This window comes from Spirosoma areae, from assembly GCF_054781775.1.
This window is the reverse complement of sequence record NZ_BAAGTT010000057.1, coordinates 14,031-36,894: the sequence shown is the minus strand read 5'-3', so window position 1 is coordinate 36,894 and position 22,864 is coordinate 14,031. Positions and strand designations below refer to the sequence as shown.

The 22,864-nt window shown below is 50.5% G+C and carries 14 protein-coding genes; 6 read left to right on the top strand and 8 right to left on the bottom strand.

Features of this window, described 5'->3' with window-relative positions; all coding sequences use genetic code 11:
* The 3 genes from ACYVI1_RS32610 to ACYVI1_RS32600 form a co-directional block, all read left to right on the top strand.
* Nucleotides 1-1,366, top strand: a protein-coding gene (locus ACYVI1_RS32610) for an IS3 family transposase (protein WP_460916034.1) whose coding sequence is annotated in 2 segments (ribosomal slippage) — nucleotides 1-362 and nucleotides 361-1,366 — 1,368 coding nt annotated over the 2 segments. Because the reading frame shifts where the segments join, the coding sequence is not laid out codon by codon here. This gene is flagged as partial in the annotation.
* Between the two features lie 346 nt (nucleotides 1,367-1,712).
* Nucleotides 1,713-2,144, top strand: coding sequence for an antitoxin Xre/MbcA/ParS toxin-binding domain-containing protein (locus ACYVI1_RS32605; RefSeq protein WP_460916032.1), 432 nt, complete (start codon nucleotides 1,713-1,715; stop codon nucleotides 2,142-2,144).
* 3 nt (nucleotides 2,145-2,147) lie between these two features.
* Nucleotides 2,148-2,600, top strand: coding sequence for an RES family NAD+ phosphorylase (locus ACYVI1_RS32600; protein WP_460916031.1), 453 nt, complete (start codon nucleotides 2,148-2,150; stop codon nucleotides 2,598-2,600).
* Nucleotides 2,601-3,059: 459 nt separating this feature from the next.
* On the opposite strand, the gene ACYVI1_RS32595 is transcribed toward ACYVI1_RS32600, so the two are convergent.
* The 7 genes from ACYVI1_RS32595 to ACYVI1_RS32565 all read right to left on the bottom strand — a co-directional run bounded on the left by ACYVI1_RS32595 (nucleotide 3,060) and on the right by ACYVI1_RS32565 (nucleotide 17,177).
* On the bottom strand, nucleotides 3,060-5,051 hold the full coding sequence (locus ACYVI1_RS32595; protein WP_460916029.1) for a tetratricopeptide repeat-containing sensor histidine kinase: 1,992 nt from the start codon (nucleotides 5,049-5,051) through the stop codon (nucleotides 3,060-3,062).
* Nucleotides 5,052-5,057: 6 nt separating this feature from the next.
* Nucleotides 5,058-7,031 carry a sensor histidine kinase gene (locus ACYVI1_RS32590; RefSeq protein WP_460916027.1) on the bottom strand — a complete coding sequence of 658 codons (1,974 nt, stop codon included), beginning with the start codon at nucleotides 7,029-7,031 and terminating at the stop codon, nucleotides 5,058-5,060.
* Nucleotides 7,032-7,495: 464 nt separating this feature from the next.
* Entirely contained in the window at nucleotides 7,496-7,711 is a 216-nt protein-coding gene (locus ACYVI1_RS32585) for a hypothetical protein (protein ID WP_460916026.1), read from the bottom strand.
* Nucleotides 7,712-8,548, bottom strand: coding sequence for a transposase (locus ACYVI1_RS32580; protein ID WP_460916025.1), 837 nt, complete (start codon nucleotides 8,546-8,548; stop codon nucleotides 7,712-7,714). It lies immediately after the preceding gene.
* Nucleotides 8,505-8,879 (bottom strand): IS110 family transposase, encoded by a 375-nt coding sequence (locus ACYVI1_RS32575; protein WP_460916024.1) that lies wholly within the window; start codon nucleotides 8,877-8,879, stop codon nucleotides 8,505-8,507. Before ACYVI1_RS32575 ends, ACYVI1_RS32580 begins: the two co-directional genes overlap by 44 nt.
* Nucleotides 8,880-9,174: 295 nt before the next feature.
* Nucleotides 9,175-10,464, bottom strand: coding sequence for a sensor histidine kinase (locus tag ACYVI1_RS32570; protein WP_460916023.1), 1,290 nt, complete (start codon nucleotides 10,462-10,464; stop codon nucleotides 9,175-9,177).
* Nucleotides 10,465-10,472: 8 nt separating this feature from the next.
* A complete protein-coding gene (locus ACYVI1_RS32565; RefSeq protein ID WP_460916021.1) occupies nucleotides 10,473-17,177 on the bottom strand; it encodes a HAMP domain-containing protein in 6,705 nt (2,234 codons plus the stop codon).
* A 493-nt stretch (nucleotides 17,178-17,670) separates the two neighbouring features.
* On the opposite strand from ACYVI1_RS32565, the gene ACYVI1_RS32560 reads away from it, so the two are divergent.
* On the top strand, nucleotides 17,671-18,729 hold the full coding sequence (locus ACYVI1_RS32560) for a sensor histidine kinase (RefSeq protein ID WP_460916019.1): 1,059 nt from the start codon (nucleotides 17,671-17,673) through the stop codon (nucleotides 18,727-18,729).
* The gene (locus tag ACYVI1_RS32555; protein ID WP_460916018.1) at nucleotides 18,726-19,763 is read left to right on the top strand and encodes a sensor histidine kinase; all 1,038 of its coding nucleotides are present in this window, start codon (nucleotides 18,726-18,728) and stop codon (nucleotides 19,761-19,763) included. The genes ACYVI1_RS32560 and ACYVI1_RS32555 overlap by 4 nt, the downstream gene beginning before the upstream one ends.
* Nucleotides 19,764-20,424: 661 nt before the next feature.
* Here the strand turns inward: ACYVI1_RS32555 and ACYVI1_RS32550 are convergent.
* Nucleotides 20,425-22,050 carry a carboxylesterase/lipase family protein gene (locus tag ACYVI1_RS32550; protein ID WP_460916016.1) on the bottom strand — a complete coding sequence of 542 codons (1,626 nt, stop codon included), beginning with the start codon at nucleotides 22,048-22,050 and terminating at the stop codon, nucleotides 20,425-20,427.
* A 476-nt stretch (nucleotides 22,051-22,526) separates the two neighbouring features.
* Between ACYVI1_RS32550 and ACYVI1_RS32545 the strand changes: the two genes are divergently transcribed.
* Nucleotides 22,527-22,841 (top strand): transposase, encoded by a 315-nt coding sequence (locus ACYVI1_RS32545; protein WP_460916014.1) that lies wholly within the window; start codon nucleotides 22,527-22,529, stop codon nucleotides 22,839-22,841.
* Nucleotides 22,842-22,864 lie beyond the last annotated feature (23 nt).

Below are 22,864 nucleotides of genomic sequence, written 5' to 3'. Positions count from 1 at the left end.
CGCCCCAAAGCAACTCAGCTAGCTTCATCGCCCTCCGAGCGTAAACCAGCGCTCTCTATTATCAAGGACATTCAGCGCCAGACAAGACGGCAATACACTGCTGAAGAAAAAATCCGCATTGTCCTGGAAGGCCTCCAAGGTGAACAATCCGTCGCTGAGATCTGTCGCCGGGAAGGCCTTAATCCAAATATTTACTATCGGTGGAGCAAAGAGTTCCTCGAAGCGGGCAAAAAACGCTTAGCCGGAGATACCACTCGGGAGGCCACCGCACCGGAAGTACAATCCATGAAGTCGGAGAACGATGCCCTCAAACAACTGGTAGCTGAACTGAGCTTGGAGAATCGGGCATTAAAAAAAAGCCTCAAAGCTGACGACTAATCTCTACCATCACATGACTCAGTCAGAGAAAATGGAAATCATTACGTTGGTCGAGCAATCCACGGTCAGTGTCAAGGCTACTCTACGCGAATTAGGCATTAACCGCTCAACCTTTTACCAGTGGTATAAACGGTATCTGAACGATGGCTATGATGGCTTGGCTGAACAGCCTCATCGGCGTCCTAGCAGTTGGAATCAACTTCCAGCCACTGAAAAATATCGGATTGTCGAGCTAGCCTTGGAGCGGCCTGATCTTTCTTGTCGCGAATTAGCTTGCTATATTGTTGATACTGAGCACTGGTTTGTCTCTGAGTCAACTGTTTATAGGGTGCTTAAGAGCCAGGGACTCATTACAACACCGGCTTATCGATTAATGGAAGCGGCCGATCATTTCTATAATCCAACTACGGCTCCTAATCAGCTTTGGCAGACCGATTTTACCTATTTCAAAGTCAAGAAATGGGGTTGGTATTACCTCTCAACAGTACTGGACGATTACTCGCGCTATATCCTGGCTTGGGAATTATGTGCTGGCATGCAAGGGGTGGATGTGGAGCGAACCGTACAAGCCGCTTTGAAGACGAGTAGGTTAGCCGTTGGGCAACGCCCCCGCATTTTATCAGACAACGGATCGGCTTATATTTCTCAGCATATAAAAGACTATTTGAAAGGGGAAGGCATCATTCACGTTCGTTGTGCCCCGTTTCATCCGATGACCCAGGGAAAAATCGAACGCTATCACCGGTCGATGAAAAATCTGGTTTTACTCGAACATTATTATAGCCCTGATGAATTGAGCAAACGGATTGGAGAATGGGTGGAGTATTATAACCACCAGCGCTATCATGAGTCCTTGGATAATGTCACGCCAGCCGATGCTTACTGGGGTCGTCAGCAGCATCTGTTAGCAGAACGCCGAAAAACTAAGCAGTTGTCGCTGCTGAAACGGCGGAAAAATCATATTTTTCAGAAATTGCAAAGCAGCTAAAAGTATCTCTTCTCTTTTCACCCGCATATGTCCACTTTTGGCTGACGACATACAGTTCAATAACCTTGAAACTTAAGAGTTAATTGCTGCCATTTTTATTCCGGATAAACTGCACCATAACTTTTGTGGCTGTTGCAAAAGTCTCTAATGGGTTAAGCAGTCAGCTTTATCAGCCAATTACTGCTCTATGAATGAACTGAAAATGGCCGACCAAGTCAGCTTTTCTATCCGGTATTGACTTTTGCAACAGCCACTTTTCTTATCAAACGACATAAGTCAGGTAAATATTCCTCACGTAAAAGGAAGAATTTCCTATATTTGCGTTATTTATAAAAGAGCGATCTATATGAAACGAGCAGCATCGGCAGACAGCCTTCTTCTAAGAGATGTGCCTGGACACATTAATGACAGTGAGATTCTTTCCTTCCTCTACACCAAGGACATCAACTGGCAGTACGTCAATGCCATTAAAACGTTAACGGACTTTAATGATAATATTATTTCGGATTGGCTCAATGTGAGCGTCAAAACATTCCGAGAATATAAAAAGCCTCCAACTAGCTTCAAGGAAAACGTCAAAGAGCAAGTACTGTTACTGTTAGCCTTAATTAAGCATGGCATCGAGGTATTTGGCTCAGTGAGTGAATTTGACCAATGGTTGAACCGAACTAACTTTTATTTCGACAATAGAAGTCCAAATGCTTATTTGAACACGGTAACCGGGATAAAATTTGTAGACGATCGGTTAACGGCCATGGAATATGGAGATAATGTATAAGCGATGGAAGTCTTCCGAATTAGTAAAGAGGTTCATGCTCATTCATTAAGCTCATCGGGTAGTGCTAATCGATGGAACCTGAAAGGCCAGCAGGTTATTTACACCGGCTCATCGCGTTCTTTATCGTCCTTGGAGTTAGTGGTTCACCGAGGGAGTATCCAACCCGCTACCACATATAAGGTGATGGTTATTTCCATCGCCGATGAGGATCATATCATCAAACAAATTCAAACAAAAGATCTTCCCCTCAATTGGAGGAGTTTAGCCGGTTATTCCGTTTTGCAGACGATTGGTTCAACCTGGTACAACAGCCAGGAAAGTTTAGTCTTAAAGGTACCTTCTGCCATCATCGTCTACGAGTATAACTATATCATAAATACTGAACATCCTGATTTTAGCCGTAACGTTCAGCTGGTGAGGACAGAGGATTATTTTTGGGATTCAAGGCTTTTGTAAAGCCAATTAGCTAGCTACCCTGTCAGACTGGAAACATCTCTTGTGAAGGTTGACAGCCTAATCCACCTATACGAGATTCGAGAAGTCAACAAAGCTCAAACAATTCATTAAACATGGGAATGCGAAACGAGTAATGTCCATTCGGCCAAGGGGTTTATTGAACGAATGGTGTCGTTCAAGGAATTATATTTAGGCAATAATCAGCCAAGACTATCCTTTCAATTTATTCAATATAACAAATAGTATATTACCCAGATGACAGCTACTTACTTAAGCCTACTTGATCGTACTGATAAACCTGTAAATTAAATACTACAGCCATTTGACTCGCTTATCATCTATTGGCAGCTAAATAGATTACTAAACACCATCACTGGTAGGCATCTGCCCTTGCCGGCTGTTATGAAGGTAGCTTGTATAGAGAAACTTGACTCGTAGGCTTCAATGGAAAAAGGCTTTCTAGGCCAGTGGACTAACATTGGTGGTGGGTAACTGAATGGTAAATGCCGTTCCTTCTCCTTCTTGGCTTTCCACCGACAAGCTTCCCCTGTGTCCCTTCGTGACAATATCATAACTCAAACTAAGCCCCAGCCCAGTGCCTTCCCCCGCTGGTTTAGTAGTGAAGAACGGCTGAAAGACCTTGGCTCTGACCGATTCAGGGATGCCTACCCCATTGTCTTTCACGCGAATCTGAATGTTATTATTGTCATGGGATGTGCGCACAGTGACCGTAGGCTGGTAGTCAATCAGTACCAGTTTATGCTTTTGCTGCACGGCATAAAAAGCGTTGTTATACAAGTTCAGCAGCACCTGGCCCATCTCCTGGGGCACCAACTTTACCAAGCCTAGATTGGGGTCAAAGTCGGTTTTGAGTTCGGTATTGAAATCTTTGTCTTTGGCCCTGAAGCCGTGGTAAGCCAGCCGCAGGTACTCACCACAAAGCGAGTTAAGGTCAGTGGGTTGGCGTTCGCCGGTGGTGGTACGGCTATGTTCTAACATACCCTTCACAATAGAGGAGGCCCGCTGGCCATGGAGGGTAATTTTCGATAGATTCTGCTCCAGGTCAATGAGCAATTCTTCCTCTAATCCTTCATCCCTGTCGTTTCCTTTTTCCCGTTCTTCCTTTAATTCCCCTACTAGTTCGCTGCTCACTTCGGAGAAGTTATTAACGAAGTTCAGCGGGTTCTGAATCTCGTGGGCAATGCCCGCCGTCAACTCGCCCAATGAGGCCATCTTCTCCCGCTGGATGAGCTGGGTCTGGGTGGATTTAAGTTCGGTCAGGGCTTGTTCAGCTTTGCTGCGCTGATGGTCTATTTCTTCCTTTTGGCCATGAAGCAGGATATTTGTCTTGTGTTTCTGCCGATTGTTACGGTAAAGCATTAGGGCTAGTATTAGCACAACGCTTAAACCGGCCAGTAGGGCATAAACCCGAATCGAATTTTGGTACTCTTTCTGATCGGCCATCAGCTCTTGCTGACGACGTTGTTGGGCTAGTGTGAACAATTGGAGTTGATTAAGCTTTTCTGGACCGTACAAAGTTTCTCGCAAGGCCATCTCCAGGCGCTGATACTGGAAGGCACTATCCAGCTTGTTTTTTCCTACATAAAGCCGGGTTAATAAGTTACTTAGTGGCAATTCAATACTCTTATAAGAGGCCCTCTGAAAGCTTTCTAAGGCTAAGTGCGCGTAATGTAAACTTGAATCAGGTTGCTTGATTTGATAGAATAAGTCGGCCAGATAATACTCAAACATACCCCGGTTGCGGAGGTTATTGCGGGCGTAAGTCGATAGTAAACCCTGCCGAAAATACCCAAAGGCTAGCTTGTTATTGCCTAACCGGGTTTGAAGGATGCCCAGATTTCGCAGCACTAACGTTTCCGTAGGCCCAAGTCGAAATGCTTGTTGATTAAACAGCAGGGCTGAGTCCAGTAAATTCATCCGCTCATAAGTACCGCCTATATTCATTAACTCAGTTATCAGCCGATCTTTATCCAATATCGATTCGGCGAGTTTTTTCGCTTGTTTGTAGTAGCTCAGGGCCTGTCGGTACTCCCTCAGGTCGGAGTAAACGTTGCCAATATAATTCAGGGTGGCCGTTTCCCCGGGCTGATCTTTACTGGCTCGGTTAATAGCTAAGGCGTCAAACAAAGTCGCTAAGGCTTGGGGTAATTCGGCTCGTAACCGCAGATCGACCCCAAGAGCGTATAAGGCCCTGCCCTGGCCTTTGGGGAAGTTCAGCCGCTGGGCCAATTGGAGAGCCTGTTGGATGAAGCGGTGAGAGGAATCCGAGTGGGAGAAACTATAGGCCGTACCCAGATCAACCAGCAGCAACACCCGACTAGTATCGGGCCTGTTTTGGGCCAGAAGTCGACGGAGGCTGTCGGGATTCTGAGCAAAGACCATCGGTATTGATAAAGCCCATAGTAGCAGAATAGGGTAACATCGTTTCATGGGGAATCAAGGCGTGGGTAGGGTGATGATAAATTCGGTACAGACGTTTAGCGTACTTTCCATGGTAAGCGTACCCCCGTGTCCCTTGGTAATTATGTCATAGCTCAGGGAGAGCCCTAATCCGGTGCCCTCGCCAGTGGGTTTGGTGCTAAAGAAAGGCTGGAAGATCTTAGCCTTCACAGCATCCGGAATGCCCATCCCGTTGTCATGAACGCGAATCTCAAGCTTGCCAATGACCTGCTTAGTGCTCACCCTAACCGTAGGCTGGTAATTGGCTTGGGCAGCTTTCTGCTTTTGCTGAATGGCGTAGAAGGCATTGTTGAACAGATTTAGAAATACCCGGCCAATCTCCTGGGGGACCACCTCAATTTTTAGTAAAGTAGGATCAAAATCGGTTTTCAATTCGGCGTTGAAGCTTTTGTCTTTGGCTCGCTGACCGTGATATGCCAAGCGTAAGTATTCCTCACAGAGGGCATTCAAGTCCGTTGGCTGGCGTTCACTGGTGCTGGTGCGCGAGTGCTCCAACATGCCTTTGACAATGGCCGAAGCTCGGCCGCCATGGAGAGTAACTTTCTGGAGGTTTTGGGTCAAGTCATCGGCCAAGGCCATCACATCAGTGGTGTGGCCAGCCTGAGCTTCTTGTTTCAACTCCTCAATTAGTTCGACGCTAACCTCCGAGAAGTTGTTAACGAAGTTTAAGGGGTTCTGAATCTCATGAGCAATACCCGCGGTTAGCTCACCTAGACTGGCCATTTTCTCCGCCTGGATGAGCTGAGTTTGGGTGATTTTGAGTTCGGTCAGCGCTTGTTCGGCTTTATGGCGTTCAACGCTGATGGCTTCCTTTTGACGAAATAGGAGCAGGTTGGCCTTTTTCTGTTGCTGATTGGTGCGGTAGAGAATAAACGCAATCAGCAGAAACACACCCAGGCCGGTTAGTAGGGCATATTGTTTGAGTTGGTCCGCATACTTGACTTTAGCCGCTTCCATTTCTCGCTGACGGCCCTCTTCCTGAGCAATCATCTGTTGAATGGCCTGGACATTACCGGCGCCAAACACGCTTTCTTTCGTTTTTGCCGCTAATTTAAAGTACCGAAAGGCCTCTTTGGTATTCATAGGCTCATACAGCTCCGACAACAAGAGCGACGCGTCTAGAATAGATTGTTTGTAGGCTACCCGTTCGGCGTTTGTTAACCCTAAGCGGGCATAATAAATACTCGAGTCTACCTGATGCAGCCGATGAAATAATTTAGCACTTTGAATACTAATAATCGAGTAATACCGGTGGCTCTCCAGGTCGCCTGATAGCTGAAGCCCTTTCCGGTAATACCCCAGGGCCGCCCCAATATGGCCTTTTTGGGCTTCAATATCGCCTAACCCCTGTAGCACAATCGGCCGCAAGTCATTGGTTGCCTGTTCAATCCGGTAGGCTTTTTGGAGGTAGTACGAGGCCGAATCGAGTTGATGGAGTTTTACATAAAGCAATCCCACATTTTGATATTCATAGCTGGCATTATCCAGTCCCTCCGCAATCTTCATGGCCATCTTTCGGAAGTGGAGGGCTTTGGGGTAATCCTGTAAGGCTCGATAGACAGTAGAGATATAAATGAATGGCCACCTTTTTTCGGCCGCGAGCTGATTGGCCTCCGCTATACGCAAGGCTTCATAGGCCAGCGTAAGGGCTTTGGGCAGATTGCCTAAATTATTGGCTACCCCACTCTGGAAGGCAATCGCCCGAATCTGACCCGTTGGGTAGTTTATCTTCCTTGACAGGGCTAAAGCCTTATCTCCATACACTAGCGCGGAATCCAGATTAGATAACGAGAATTCATTGCATAAGCGGGCCATTATCAACACCCGACTGGTATCGTGGGTGGTCGTAGCTAGTTGGTGTCGTAGACGGTCAATTTGTTTACTTTGCGCCATACAAAAGCCTGCGCTAAGAAATGTAAGCTGGGCGGCCAGCGATAGGTGTTTCATCATCAACGAGATTCAAAGGGTAAGCCAACCATAGATTCAAAGCGTTCACCTGCCCTCGACACCCCTTCCATCGTAACGCCCTGCCGCTTTACCACCCAATCACTCGCCAGTGAAAAGGTCAATTCCCTAGTTTAACCTGTTCTGTGCCTGTCCTCATGATTGAAGGGAGAGTAAACGGTAACAAAGCATCACCCCGCTACCGCGGGCCAGTAAGCGTCCATCGTATTTTTGTCTAATTAGGGTAAGCCTTTCTCCCCTGAGCGGTAGACGACCCTTATCCCGTCTGTGACGGGTGGTCAAACGCTGCCCAACACTAGCATCCATGAATGAAGAAGAAAAGGTAGTAATAACTTACTGACAAGCAAGCCTTTGTGACGGATACGCCTGAAATTTATCGATATGTGTAGTTAATCGAGTCTGTCTATAAGTTGACTATTTATGGTCAATATTTTCTATACAACTAATAGCTATTCCGGTGATAGAGAGGGTTTTGCAAACAACCTCATCAACTCATCCTGGCTTAAATCTAGCGCTGCTAAACGCCGTTTTACTTGCCGTAAACTCGCTTCTCTATCTTTTTGAAGAGTTGCTTTCACTTCTACCTTTTTATAAGGTACCTCTTTGGTCAGCATGTTCCAGATAATCACCGCCAACTTGCGTACCGTGGCCGTGATGGCCGCCACTCACCCTTTCTTATAGGCAATGCGTTTGAAAAAAAGACTCAACTCATGGTTGACTTGATTGCTAATCGAGTTGGTCGCCTGTCGTAAGGCTATTGCAATGTAGGATTTACCCGAGGGCGTACGATGACTAATGATGCGACCACCACTGATTTTATTGTTAGGTACTAACCGCAGCCAACTGGCAAAGCTTTTGGCTAAGGTAAACTTATGGACATCCTTGCCCAATGTGGTCATCAGACAAAGCACCGTACTGTGACTAATGCCAGAGATGGCAAACAGGTCCGTTTTAAAATAGTGATAGGCTAACCCGGAGATGGCAAAGGAAGGGGCATTCTTACTAATTTTCTTCTTGGCTGTTTCGGGAGTTTTGGGAACCGATTGGGACACTAACTCGGAGGCAACACTCCGTCGCAGGGCCTCTTCAATCACATGATCACAGTCGAGTAAAGCCTGCTGGTATTGGCGGTAAAAGCTCAGAGTTGCTTTCAACTCGAAGAGGTATTCTTGCCGCCAACTCCCGTGTAGCGATTGAGCGATCTCCTCTTTGGATCGTTTCATTCGGATATCAACTAAAGCAGCTAACTCATGCGGGTCGCGCTGACCGGCCAAAATGGCATCAATAATAGCCAGTCTCGACTTACTGGTGATGTCGCGGATAGCCACATCCAGACGGATATTCATCAGCCGGAGCGCTTTCTGCATTTTGTGGGTGTAGGTGGCCAACTGTTCGATCAGATGCTGGCGATGGTAATAGTAGGTACGTAACTCTTGTAGCGTATCGCTGAGCAAAAAACTACCCGACAATAGCCCCAGTGAGTGAAGCTTCTGAAGCCACAAACAATCGATCAAGTCTGTTTTGCGCCCGCGACGGCGGCCCGGCCTGCACATTCTTGGTTTGACTACCACCCACCAAGAGCACGGTAAAGCCAGCCTTTTGCAACGCATTGAACAGGGTTTGCCAGTAGGTGCCTGTACTCTCCATGGCCACCGAAGTAATGCCATGCTCTCGCAGATGATCGATGAGCTGCTGATGATCCAGGGTATAGATGCCAAAAGAGCGTACGTTTTCTTTGTTCTGGTCGACGGCTACCCAATGCTCAGGGGAGCCAATATCAATACCAGCGGCAAGGGTATTGACAACGGGCAGGGCTGCGGTTTGCTTTTCCATCTTGATGACTGAGTACAGGGTTGAAAAGACTTCAGGGAATGTAGATGGGTCTAAAGATTTTTCTATACAGGATTCTCGCTGGGAGATCGCCAGTGTATTCAACAATTGCCTCCTTGAGAGGCTTACTACATTCCAACTCAGATTTTAGGAAGGACTGATACGTACCATTTATGTTGAGGAACTTATGGCTGAAGCAGTGACAAGATAGGAAAATGGCTCAAGCTGCCCATCTCAAGTTGTCCTAGGTATTCAATAGTGTCTGCACAATCGGGTGATTTTAGGACGTGACAATTTGTCAGGACAAGTCATGATGAGCTAACCTAATTTCTGGCCTCACTTCTGGCAATATAATAATAAACGTAGCACCCTGGTTAAGCTGGCCCTCTGCCCTGATGAAACCCTGATGTCGGTCGACTATTTTTTTGCAAATTGATAAGCCAATGCCGGTGCCCTGATATTCCTTGGTTGTGTGTAACCGCTTGAAAACTCCAAAAATGGCATCGGCATGTTCCATTTTAAAACCGATGCCGTTATCTTTTACCAGAATCTGATAATAATTCGTTTCCAGTTTCTTATTTGGTAGCTTCTGAAGCTGGTCGGCCTCGATCAGTTTACCGTCGATGTTCACTTCAGGTTTACTGCCGGTTTTGCCAAATTTCATGGCGTTATTAATGAGATTCTGAAACAGTTGGTTAATTTGAACAGGCACTCCCCAGATTTTAGGAAGTTGATTCACAGATATCAACGCTTCTTTCCTAACTATTTCGTCATCCATGTCGGCGAGTACCTGGCTAACCACCTGATTCAAATCAATTAGTTGAAAGCTTTCAGCAGCATGGTCGTTGCGGGAAAATTGCAGGATGCCCCGGATCAAGTCACGCATCCGGCTGGCTGAGTGAATTATTTTGTCCAATCGGAAGTCACTGTCCGAATCAATCTGGCCGTACAGCTTCTGTTTCACCAGATCGCTGTACAAAATAATTTTCCGGAGCGGCTCCTGCAAATCATGGCTGGCCACATAGGCAAACTGGGCCAGGTCTTCATTACTGGCATTGAGTTCCTGATTGCGCTGCACTAACTGCGCGTTGAGTGCCTGAACTTCACGCTCGGATAGTCTGCGTTCGTGAACTTCCCGCTCCAGACTGGCATTGCTGGCACGCAGTTGTTCCTGTTGATCAATGAGTTGATTTCGCTGGCGGAAAAGCTCAATGAATACCCCCACTTTGTAGCGCAGCAATTGCGGATTGATGGGTTTATAAATAAAATCAACGGCACCCATCCGGTACCCTTCAAACATACCTTCTTCATCTTTATCAAAAGCGGTAATAAAGATGATAGGAATGTGATTCAATTTTTCCCGCTGGTAAATTAATTCGGCCGCTTCAATGCCACTCATGCCGGGCATTTTGACGTCCATCAGGATGAGGGTGAAATCTTCCTGATTTAGCAGAATTTTTAGTGCAGCAAGGCCGGAATTTGCCTTTACGATCTGGTAGTTTTCGCTCTCCAGAATCGTTTCAATGGAGAGGAGATTATCCTCCCGATCATCAACGACCAAAATTTTTACCTCACTGGCGATTTTCATTGATTAGTCTATTTATACAACCAGATTCGCATCATAGACATCAACTGGTCAATTTTCACGGGTTTGGTAATGTAATCCGATGCACCGGCGTCAATGCACTTTTCCCGGTCACCTTTCATAGCTTTGGCCGTAACGGCGATGATGGGTAGGTTCGTTTTTTTATGCTCCCGCCGGATCTTCTGCGTGGTTTCGTAGCCATCCATTTCAGGCATCATAATGTCCATCAGCACAATGTCGACGTCATTGTTTTCGGTCAGAATGGTGATAGCTTCCCGGCCACTTTCTGCTGTGATCACCTTTAGGTCAAATCGCTCAAACGCGGTTGTGAGGGCAAACAGGTTCCGAACGTCATCGTCGACAACCAGGATGGTTTTGCCAATCAGAACATCTTCTTTCAACCGCAAATTCTCAATCACTCTCTGCTGTTCAGGCAGTAAGTCTTTGTAGTTTAGGTGATTGTGCAGAATGGTATTTTCCAGCAAGTGGTCCAGGAAGTTTGGCTCATCTTTCGTGACAACCCGGTGCGCGTATTGGCGGAGGGCCGTGCGATCTTTGGTGGTATAGTCTGTTTCCGAATAAACGAACACCGGTGCCATGGGCGTCTTCAGCCGATCCACATCCGCGACAAATTTCAGGCCGTCGACGTCCGGCAGGGTGTAATTGGTAATCACACAATCGTAGTCCGTAGCGCCCAGTAACCGAACGGCTTCCTGCCCCGAACCCACCGTCTCGACGTTGATGAGCTGTCCGTTCCGGAGCCGTTCGGCAATCTGCGATGCCTGATGCGCGTCGTTATCGACCACCAGAATCCGTTTGTCGGTCCGTTCGTGAAACGCAATAATCTCGGTAAACAGCACATCCAGCGTTTCGTTTTTCAACGGCTTCAGCAGGAAGCCACGGGCCCCGCGCTGCAACGCAAGTAGCCGGTTCTCTTCGCCGGAGACTATGTGAACCGGGATATGCCGGAAGTTAAGGTCATTTTTAAACATGTCCAGAATCCGCCAGCCGCTCGCGTCGGGCAGTTTTACGTCGAGCGTCACGGCAATTGGACTGAACTTGTTGGCCAGGGTTAACACCTCGCTGAACGATGCAGCCACGACAATTTTTATCCCTTTCTCGTGCGCTTTTTCGATCATAATCCGGGCAAAGCGCATGTCGTCTTCCACCACCAGCACGACCTTATCGTTCAGGCCCACGTTGTTGCGGTCATCGCCGTTTTCGTTGATGATCTCACTGATGTTTTCCAGGTCCCGCTCAGGCAATTTAATCGTCGGTACCGACTGGATGGGCGCGTCTTTATCGTCCTGTTCGAGGTGGTATTCGCTGAAGGTAATACTTTTGGCGATGCTGCTTGGCTTTTCGATCTTGAAGTCGGCGGTTGCGTAGTCCAAGGGTAAGTACAGGGTGAAAACGCTGCCCGCACCCGGATCGCTGACCAGTTCGATGGAGCCGCCCAATAACTCGGCCAATCCCCGGCTGATGGACAGGCCTAAGCCCGTACCGCCATATTTGCGGCTGGTTGACCCTTCGGCCTGCTGAAACGCTTCAAAAATAATGTTCTGTTTGTCTTTAGAGATGCCGATACCGGTATCGCGAATCTCGAAGGCCACAATGCGGGACGCGTTGTTTAAGTTATGCGTGCCGCGTTTCCATGTCCGGTTGGTTTCGTAGATTCGGAGTCTCACCTCGCCTTTCTCCGTGAACTTGAAGGCGTTGGAGAGCAGGTTCTTCAGAATCTGGTTCAGCCGCTGCACGTCGGTTTCGAGACTGTCCGGCATGCGTTCGTCCACATCGATGGTAAACTTCAGGTTTTTGCTATCGGAGATGTGCTTGAAGGTGGTCTCGACAAAGGCTGAGATTTCCATAAAGCGCACCTTGCCAAAATCGGTGGAAATGTAGCCGGATTCAATTTTCGACAGGTCGAGAATGTCGTTGATCAACTGAATCAGGTCATCTCCGCAACTGTGAATCGTTTTGGCGTAACGAATTTGTTTCTCGCTCAGGTTACCGTCGCGGTTTTCGTACAGTTGCTGAGCCAGAATCAGGAGCGAATTCAACGGCGTTCGTAGCTCATGCGACATGTTAGCTAAGAATTCGGACTTGTACTTCGAGGTGAGCTGCAACTGTTTGGCTTTTTCTTCCAGCGAACTGCGGGCTTCTTCCACCTCGTTGTTTTTGGCCTCTACCTCCTCTTTCTGCTTAACGAGCAGGAGCGCCTTGTCCTGGAGTTCTTCGTTGGTCAATCGTAATTCGTCCGTCAGGGATTGCGACTGCGCCAGCAGTTCCTCCGTCCGGGAGTTGGTCTCGATGGTGTTCAGTACGATACCAATACTCTCGGTCAACTGCTCCAGAAAGTCTAAGTGGATTTCACTAAATGGCTCAAACGAAGCCAGCTCGATGACGGCCTTGATCTTGGTCTCGAACAAGACCGGCAGCACGATGACATTCTTCGGTTTAGCCTCGCCCAGGCCCGACTTGATGCGGGTATAATTCTTGGGCACGTTTGTCAGCAGAATCCGCTCCTTTTCTAAGGCCACCTGCCCAACCAGCCCTTCGCCCAGCGTCAGTTCGTGCGTCAGTGCTACCTTCTCGTTGTAGGCATAGGCCGAGAAGAGCCGTAGCTTCTGATTCTGGAAATTTTCGTCCTGCTCCAGAATGTAGAACATACCCTGCTGGGCATTCACCACCTGCGCCAGCTCCGACAGGATTCGGCGCGTTACCGTCGTCAAATCCTTCTGACCCTGCAACATTTGGGTAAGTTTGGCTAAGTTCGACTTCAGCCAGTCCTGCTCCTGGTTGCGCAGGGTAGTCTGGCGGAGGTTGGCAATCATCTGGTTGATGGTGTCCTTTAATTCCTCCACCTCGCCTTTGGCTTCTACGCGAATGGTCCGGGTCAAATCACCCTTCGTTACGGCCGAGGCCACTTCCGAAATGGCCCGCACCTGCGTGGTCAGGTTTTCGGCGAGCTGGTTTACGTTCTCCGTCAGGCCCTTCCACGTTCCCGATGCGCCCGGTACGCTGGCCTGACCGCCGAGCCGCCCGTTTACGCCCACCTCGCGGGCCACGGTGGTTACTTGGTCGGCGAAAACCGCCAGGGTATCAATCATTTCGTTGATGGTATCGGTCAGTTGGGCTACCTCACCACGGGACACGATGGAGAGTTTTTGTTTGAGGTTACCCGTTGCTACGGCTGTCACAACTTTGGCAATACCCCGCACCTGGTTGGTCAGGTTGGAGGCCATCATGTTCACCGAGTCGGTGAGGTCTTTCCAGGTACCGGCCACGCCCTGCACCTCGGCCTGGCCACCCAGTTTGCCCTCCGTACCCACTTCGCGCGCCACCCGCGTTACCTCGTAGGCGAAGGAGTTCAACTGGTCCACCATCGTGTTGATGGTGTTTTTTAAGTCAAGAATTTCCCCTTTTACGTCGATAGTCACTTTTTTCGATAGGTCACCGGAGGCCACGGCTTTCGTCACCTCGGCAATGTTCCGCACCTGAAGCGTCAGGTTACCCGTCATCTGGTTTACCGAATCGGTGAGGTCTTTCCAGGTACCGGCTACCCCCGGCACGAACGCCTGACCACCGAGTTTACCGTCCGTACCTACTTCCCGCGCCACCCGCGTTACTTCCGAGGCAAAGGCCCGCAACTGATCCACCATCGTGTTGAGGGTTTCTTTCAGTTGCAGGATTTCCCCGCGTACGTCGACCGTGATCTTGCGCGACATGTCGCCGTTGGCTACGGCAATGGCCACGTCGGCGATGTTCCTCACCTGAGCGGTGAGGTTGCCCGCCATCTGATTCACCGAGTCGGTGAGGTCTTTCCAGGTACCGGCTACGCCCGGCACGTTGGCCTGTCCACCCAGTTTACCTTCCGTACCCACTTCGCGCGCCACCCGCGTTACTTCCGAGGCAAAGGCTCGCAACTGCTCCACCATCGTGTTGATGGTGTTTTTCAATTCCAGAATCTCCCCCTGCACGTCGACCTCAATCTTTCGGGAGAGGTCCCCATTGGCCACGGCGGTGGTCACCTCGGCAATGTTCCGTACCTGCCCCGTCAGGTTGGAGGCCATCTTGTTTACCGAGTCGGTCAGGTCTTTCCAAAGTCCTTCTACGCCCTGCACTTCGGCCTGGCCCCCGAGTTTACCTTCCGTGCCCACTTCCCGCGCCACCCGGAATACCTCGGAACCGAACGAGTTCAACTGATCCACCATCGTGTTGATGGTGTTTTTCAACTCCAGGATCTCCCCGCGAACGTCAACGGTTATTTTACGCGAGAGGTCTCCCTTAGCCACGGCGGTAGTTACCTCAGCGATGTTCCGTACCTGCCCCGTCAGGTTAGAGGCCATCTGGTTCACCGAGTCGGTCAAATCTTTCCAGGTACCGCCCACGCCCTGCACTTTGGCCTGGCCTCCCAGCTTTCCTTCCGACCCTACTTCCAGGGCCACCCGCGTGACCTCAGAGGCAAATGAGTTGAGCTGGTCGACCATGGTATTAAAGGTTTTTTTCAATTCCAGGATTTCACCCTGCACGTCGACCGTAATTTTTTTGGAGAGGTCCCCATTGGCTACGGCGGTGGTCACCTCGGCGATATTTCGTACCTGAGCCGTTAGGTTCGATCCCATCTGGTTAACCGAGTCGGTGAGGTCTTTCCAGGTACCGGCCACGCCCTGTACTTTAGCCTGACCACCGAGTTTACCCTCCGTTCCCACCTCCAGGGCCACCCGCGTGACCTCGAAGGCGAATGAGTTGAGTTGATCCACCATCGTATTGATGGTGTCCTTCAACTCTAAGATTTCTCCTTTTACGTCGACGGTGATTTTGCGGGAGAGATCGCCTTTCGCCACGGCGGTGGTCACCTCGGCGATGTTCCGTACCTGCCCCGTCAGGTTGGAGGCCATCTGATTCACTGAGTCGGTGAGGTCTTTCCAGGTGCCCCCCACGCCCTGCACTTTGGCCTGACCGCCCAGCTTTCCTTCCGACCCTACTTCCAGGGCCACCCGCGTGACCTCGAAGGCGAATGAGTTGAGCTGATCCACCATCGTGTTGATGGTGTCCTTCAATTCTAAGATTTCTCCTTTTACGCCGACGGTAATCTTGCGGGAGAGATCGCCATTGGCCACGGCGGTGGTCACCTCGGCGATGTTCCGTACCTGCCCCGTCAGGTTGGAGGCCATCCCGTTCACCGAGTCGGTGAGGTCTTTCCACAACCCTTCCACGCCCGGTACATCGGCCTGCCCACCGAGTTTGCCTTCCGATCCTACCTCCCGCGCTACCCGTGTTACCTCGAAGGCAAACGAGTTGAGCTGATCCACCATCGTGTTGATGGTGTCCTTCAATTCTAAGATTTCCCCTTTCACGCCGACGGTAATCTTGCGGGAGAGGTCTCCCTTGGCCACGGCGGTGGTCACCTCAGCGATGTTCCGTACCTGCCCCGTCAGGTTGGAGGCCATTTGGTTTACCGAGTCGGTGAGGTCTTTCCAGGTACCGGCCACGCCCTGCACTTCGGCCTGACCGCCCAGCTTTCCTTCCGTACCTACCTCCCGCGCCACCCGCGTTACCTCCGCCGAGAAGGAGTTAAGCTGATCCACCATGGTGTTGATGGTGTTTTTCAATTCTAAGATTTCTCCTTTTACGCCGACGGTAATCTTGCGGGAGAGATCGCCATTGGCCACGGCGGTGGTCACCTCGGCGATGTTCCGTACCTGCCCCGTCAGGTTGGAGGCCATCCCGTTCACCGAGTCGGTGAGGTCTTTCCAGGTACCGGCCACGCCCGGCACAAATGCCTGCCCACCGAGTTTGCCCTCCGTACCTACCTCCCGCGCTACCCGTGTTACCTCAAAGGAGAACGAGTTGAGCTGGTCGACCATCTGGTTGATAACGTCCTTGATCTGGAGAATCTCGCCCTTTGCATCTACCGTAATTTTTTGAGTCAGGTCACCGTTGGCGATGGCCGTTGCCACTTTGGATACGTCGCGTAGCTGAACGGTGAGGTTACCGGCCAACTGATTTACCGAGTCGGTGAGGTCCTTCCACACCCCGCCCGCACCCAGTATTGTTGCCTGACCACCGAGTTTACCTTCTGAACCCACTTCCCGCGCCACCCGCGTTACCTCGGCTGAAAACAGATTTAGCTGCTTCACCATGCCGTTTACCTCACGTGCGATCCGGGCAAATTCACCCTGTAGTTTATGGTCGCCAATGTGCAGCGTCATTTCCTGAGAGAGGTCACCTTTAGCTACCGACGAGATCACGTGGGCAATCTCAATAGTGGGATGTACCAGGTCCGAAATCAGGTCGTTGATCGACTCCACATTAGTACTCCAGGAACCCCGGGCGGCCGGGACCTCTACCCGGTGGGTCAGTTTCCCCTGTTTACCAATAGTTTTGCTGGCTTTAGTCAGTTCAAGGGTGAGTTGCTCATTGAGCGAAATGATTTCGTTGAGCGAATCGCAGACTTTACCGCTGATACCGAACTTATCGACGGGCATCCGAACTTTGAAGTTGCCGCTTCGTACCTCGGATAACACCGTCAACAATGCCCGCTCATCCAGGCAGTCCTGTTCTTTATAGGAAGCTCTGGCCAGTAGTTCAGTAAAAGCGGCTTTGGAGAGGTAGATTCCGTCGCCATTGGTGGTAGGCATTTCGGCGGTAGCCGGTGAAGCCGTGAGGTCCGTCCCAGTAAAGGAATGGTCTGTGGCTGTAAAATCGTTCATAACATCGGAATTATGGAATTCCAAAATGAACGATTTATAAAAGAAAAATCAAGTCACTAAGTAAGATTGCTTAAAATTAATGACCTCGTATGCGACAGAATATGTTAGCCAGGTATAACAGATAATCGATTAAATAAAGGCTTGGCCAAATGGACGCTATTAATTGCTCATTGAAACAGCTTGACCTTTGCCATTAGCGCTTATAAGCGTACACGAAATGGTCTTTTACTCTGCACGAGTTGTGCCATAGCCGGGCCACCGGGGCGGTTTGACTTGTCTTGTCAGGGCACAAGGCTGGCAGCCAACCGCTTCTTATTCCATTCACAAAATACTGGAGTCAACGCAATTAAGCCACTACCCTCCGGCCCATAATCAAAGATCAAAACACAGTGGCATGCGGAACGATGTAGCCGGTTAATAGGCACGGTTTGTGTGGAAAATTCCCGTAAAATCAATACGTTTGTTATCGGCTGTGCTAACCTCCCTACCTCAATTGGAACGCCCCAACGATCGATGGCTCCGTGCAATCTGCATCCCGCTGGTTATTCTGGCTACCAACCTGTTGTACCTCCAAGATAGCCAGTATGACGTCGTAGCATATGCCATCTGGTCGATGGTGGGCATTGGCTACGCGCTGTTTATATGGGAGGTTGCCCTGCGCTGGCTGCTCTACGTCCGGCGTCGCTACACCAGCATGCGACAAACCCGTCGGCGGGTGCTGATTACCTTCATGGGCTACTTTGTCATTACCGCTTCGCTGCAGTCGCTCTTGATCTGGCTCAGCGACAGACTACAGGTAGCGTCGATCCCCATTGACTGGACGGTGTACGCTCGACTCATCACCATCGGCTTCACCAGTGTGTTGCTCATGGGATCAATCTTTGAGGTAATTTACTACCTCCACAAATACCGGGAAGCAGTCCAGGAGTCAGAAGCGATCAAGAAAGCGGGCCTCCAAAGACAGTTTGACAGCCTTAAAAACCAGGTCAACCCGCATTTCCTCTTTAATAGTCTCAACTCGCTCTCGGCCCTGATCGCCGAAGACCGTCAGAAAGCAGGTCTGTTCTTGGACGAACTGTCGAGTGTCTATCGCTACCTCTTGCAGGCCGGCCAGCGACCGCTGGTCAGTGTAGCCGAAGAGATGGCCTTTATGAACGCCTACCGCTACCTGCTCGACACGCGTTTTGGGAAGGCTCTGCAGTGGGAAATCAACGTCGATGACCAGTTGATGGACTACGGCCTGCCTCCGCTGTCGTTGCAGACACTCATCGAAAACGCCCTTCACCACAACAGCCTGCTGCCCGATCAGCCGCTAGAGGTATGCCTTTCGTCTGGACCGGATACGCTGTTGGTCTGTAATGCTATTCAACGCAGGAAAACCCCCATTCGGGTTCAGCCGGGTGGACTGGCTACGCTATCGGCCCGGTTCTATGCGCTGGGGTTACCCAAACTCATCATTGAAGACGACGGCAAGCGCTTCAGGGTGCAGTTGCCATTAGCACCCAAGGAACGCCTGTTGGTACCACTATCAACCCCACAGTCGTCAATATGATTAAAAGTGTACGCTATTCCAATCAGGACGATGTGCTACAGGCCCTCATCATTCCGGTCTACATCAGCCTGCTGAATACGATTTTGCTGGGTAGTACGTACTGGCACAATTGGCGTGTGTTTTTATTCGCCACGGGGGTCACCACCCTATTCGCTTTAGCGACCTGGCAGGTTAATAATGCAGCAGGGCTATACCTGGACCGACAGTTTCCACGCCTTCGTCAGATTCTGGCTAAACTCCTGGCCCTGTTTGTTTGGTGCCTGTTCTCAGGCAGCACTGCGGTGACGCTGATCTACGGCTGCTACGCCTGGGCCGGTGGCCGCCTGATGCTTTTGCAGACCGAGCGGCTGGGTTGGGCGTTGCTGTTTCAGGCGCTCGTGGGGGTTTTGGTCATTTCGATTTATGAAGGGGTGCGAACGTTTGAGCGGTGGGAACGGACACTGCGGGAAACCGAAGCGCTTAAAAAAGCCAACCTGCAAAGCCAGTTCGACAGCCTGAGAAGCCAGATTAACCCGCATTTTCTGTTCAACAGTCTGAATACACTCTCCTCGCTGCTTGAAGAAGATGGTCAGCAGGCCGAACAGTTTGTGGAAGAAATGGCCAGTGTGTACCGCTACCTGCTGCGCTCCAACGAAGAGCAGATCGCTACGTTGGCGAACGAACTCGCCTTTGCGCATTCGTACTTTCACCTGTTGCGGACCCGATACGGTACCAACATCCACTTAGAACAGGCCGTTGATGCCCGCTACACCGACCACCTGATGCCCCCGCTGACGCTCCAACTGCTGCTTGAAAACGCCGTTAAGCACAATGTCATTCTGCCCGAACAGCCGCTCACTATCTGCATCGAAACCAACGCCGACGCTCAGTTGGTGGTGCGCAATAACCTGCAACGGAAAACTACCCGCGTTATCTCCAACCAGGTGGGGCTGGCCAACATTGCCACGCAGTACCGGCTTCTGGGCGGGATCGATATGGGCGTGAAGGAGGATGATCAGTTCTTCACCGTTACACTGCCGCTGCTGCGGCCGTAACCAACTAGACCGTTTAGTGATGGAAATCGGATACACACGGGATCAACCCAAGACCACACTTGTTCTATCGCCAAGTGGATGTGCTGGAGGCCTCTCCTCGTGCCAAGTGGACTTGATACCTTTTACTGGACACTACCTTAAGATGGTTTACTGTGGAGCTCAGTAAAAGGCAATACGTGTAATCTTAATAATGTGCCAGTTGAGTAGTGCTAATTTCAACAATTAACTCAGCCCTATTCATTGCTTTAGTGCAAATACAGGATCAGCCATTTCCGTTCAGGAAAACCCTTGGCCAAATAGACGCTATTTGTTGGGCAGAGAAACAGATTGACCCTTGCTATTCGTGCCTGAAAGCGTTCACGTAATGGTTGCCTTTTCCGAACACTACCTGTAAAAAGTACAAAATATTTTAGTAGATAGCATCGATATGATCGATAGTCGCTATAGCGGTAAAATACTATTTTGGGAAACCCATGAGATAGGACATTAGTCTAGGCGCTCGCCAATTCCTGTACTGCCAAGGCGTTTTTTGAATGACCGTTTGTAAAAGGCCATCCAGCTCTATGCGGTTATGCACCAGAAAAAAAGTAGAGTGCAGTCGAGTCTATGTTTTCTGATAGTCAACAAATTACTCTCTAAAAGCAATAGTGTTCGGGGTATTTTACTTGTTATTCGTTTGCTCTAACAACCGGTAACGTTCACGGGGGGGCTCAGCCTGAGCCCCCGACGCTACATCGATGTGCATGACTTGAACGGCTTTCTCGCCACTCAGGGCTGGCCAAGGGGGTAAGTTGGGGCCGTTGGGGTCAGCCCGTTTGATGAAGTTGGCAAAATACGCCTGCATCAACTTCGAGACTTTATAGTCCTCAGAGGTCCAGGCGAAGACCTGGTTGGTGGCCAGGTTGCCCAGCGCATACTCAATTTCGGCCGAATGCACCGCCCCCCGAGCGGGCGGCACCTTCAGGGCCGCTGCCTCGGTTCCCCGAATGACGCCTCCAGCCGTTCCCGCTACGGCATTGCCCATTTCGGGCCGCATAGGCGGACGGGGGCGGGTATAGTAATAGCGATAGATGGGTTGACCACCCGTTTTACTATGGGCATCGATCCATTTCCAGGTACTATACCCCGTTCCCCGGTCGCTGGCCAGGGTGGTCGCTGCTTGCCACACCTGGTCGGGATTGGCGGCCGGATATAAACTCAATATACCCTCGGCCCGCTCCCCGAAGAGTTTCTGGACCCCGCGTCGGTAGTTCTCCGGAGTCGGTGGCTCATCGCCCAGAATGGACCGGGCGTTGGCTTCTTCCGAGTTCCAGCCAGCCAGTAAGGGTACATGAGCCTGCTCGCCCGCCCGGAAAATCTCGCCCGCTGATTTAGGCAGGAAATAGCCGTCGACAATGGGCCGGAAGCGGGGCGATTCGGGTTTAGCGGTGGCTTCCAGGAGTTGTTCGGCGGGCATCGCCCGTAAAGCAGCTAACGAACTAGCTCCCACCATCCTGGCGAAGTTTAGACCCATCTCCTCGGCCTGGGCCAGCGAAACGGGCGGTTGGAGGGACAGTAACGAACCGCTCTCCCCAATGACGCCATGGATCAAATTTTTGGCCAGCGGCGATGCCATCAACCCACTCACGGAGGAAGAACCCGCCGATTCACCCGCGATGGTCACTTTCCCGGGATCCCCCCCAAAAGCGGCAATGTTCTGCTGAACCCAGTTCAGGGCCGCGCTCTGATCCATCAACCCATAGTTGCCCGAAGCTTTATGGGCCGATTCTTTGGTGAGTTCGGGATGAGCCAGAAAGCCAAAGGGCCCTAGTCGATAGTTCACCGTCAGGGTCACAATCCCTTGTTGAGCCATGCTCCCCCCGTCGTAACGAGGTTCAGATCCATCACCCGCAATATAGCCCCCGCCGTAAAAGTAGACCAGGACGGGTAATTTGTCAGTAGCTGACTTGGCTGGGGTCCAGATGTTGAGGTAGAGGCAATCTTCGCTCATGCCACTGGAGCGGAAGTTCATATCCCCGAAAACGGCCCGCTGCATGGCCCGGGCCCCAAATTTGTCGGCTTTTCGGACGCCAGTCCAGGCTTTTGCGGGTCTGGGGGCCTGCCAGCGGAGTTCACCCACCGGCGGAGCGGCAAAGGGAATAGCTTTGAAGGAGCGAATACCACTTGTTTCGATAACCCCTTCCAGGGTTCCCTGGGCGGTTTTCACCTGAGTGGCGCTGCTGGACTGAGCGGTAGCCAGGGGCACAATCTGAGCCGTGAAGAGGAGGAGAAGAATACAGGCTTTCATAGGGTTTAGGGAGCTATCAATCCATAGCTATAGAGCTAGATAAGGCGTTAGTAGCCTGAGTTTACTGTTGCCCCAGTGAAGTGAATGGGTAAAAAGGATAGGGTAAAACGACCGGTAGTTGGGAATTGAACTCTAGTTGAACTAGCTCGTCGGCCAAACACTTACTTATGGAAACTCTGAACGCCGGTTGCGGGTTATCATGGCTAACTTCAACCGCACGTATGGCATCCGAAAAAACCACCCTACAGCCGCCCACAACGCAAACGCAACCGCAACCGCCCAAGCCCCCCAGACCCAAGCGGCCCCGGATTAAAAAAGGGCGATGAGGCATTGGCTGGTTCAGACTATCGGTGGGATGAAGCTCAACGAGGATCTTGGTTGGCCCGCTTATATATGCTTTATTTTTAGTTAGGTTAGCATAATGCCAGTGGCTGTTGCAAAAGTAACTCATTGAGGGATAGCTATGTTATTAGCCCATGCTAGGCTATCATCCATCGAATACCTCGCTGGTTAAACTCGTGCCAGCCCACCACTTCTACCAGCTTCTCTTACGGGACATGGACTTTGGCTTTGTTCGACCCCTGTTCGAACCCTTCTATAGCCCGATTGGACGACCATCCATCGATCCGCTGGTGTTCGTTAAACTCCAATTAGTAAGCAATTTAGAAAACATTACCTCGAACCGTAAGTTGCTCGAATTAGCTACGCTGCATGTCGGTATCCGGGCTTTTTTAGGCTATGGGCTGGAGCAGTCCTTACCCTGTCATAGCACCCTGTCACGTACGCGCTAACGCATCCCGGTTTCGGTATTTGA

Bases quoted from the DNA above. Each gene is read 5' to 3' on its own strand.
- ACYVI1_RS32600 (WP_460916031.1), top strand. From the start codon at position 2,148: ATGGAAGTCTTCCGAATTAGTAAAGAGGTTCATGCTCATTCATTAAGC.
- ACYVI1_RS32545 (WP_460916014.1), top strand. From the start codon at position 22,527: ATGCTAGGCTATCATCCATCGAATACCTCGCTGGTTAAACTCGTGCCA.
- ACYVI1_RS32550 (WP_460916016.1), bottom strand. From the start codon at position 22,050: ATGAAAGCCTGTATTCTTCTCCTCCTCTTCACGGCTCAGATTGTGCCC.
- ACYVI1_RS32555 (WP_460916018.1), top strand. From the start codon at position 18,726: ATGATTAAAAGTGTACGCTATTCCAATCAGGACGATGTGCTACAGGCC.
- ACYVI1_RS32565 (WP_460916021.1), bottom strand. From the start codon at position 17,177: ATGAACGATTTTACAGCCACAGACCATTCCTTTACTGGGACGGACCTC.
- ACYVI1_RS32595 (WP_460916029.1), bottom strand. From the start codon at position 5,051: ATGAAACGATGTTACCCTATTCTGCTACTATGGGCTTTATCAATACCG.
- ACYVI1_RS32575 (WP_460916024.1), bottom strand. From the start codon at position 8,879: ATGGAAAAGCAAACCGCAGCCCTGCCCGTTGTCAATACCCTTGCCGCT.
- ACYVI1_RS32570 (WP_460916023.1), bottom strand. From the start codon at position 10,464: ATGAAAATCGCCAGTGAGGTAAAAATTTTGGTCGTTGATGATCGGGAG.
- ACYVI1_RS32590 (WP_460916027.1), bottom strand. From the start codon at position 7,031: ATGATGAAACACCTATCGCTGGCCGCCCAGCTTACATTTCTTAGCGCA.
- ACYVI1_RS32605 (WP_460916032.1), top strand. From the start codon at position 1,713: ATGAAACGAGCAGCATCGGCAGACAGCCTTCTTCTAAGAGATGTGCCT.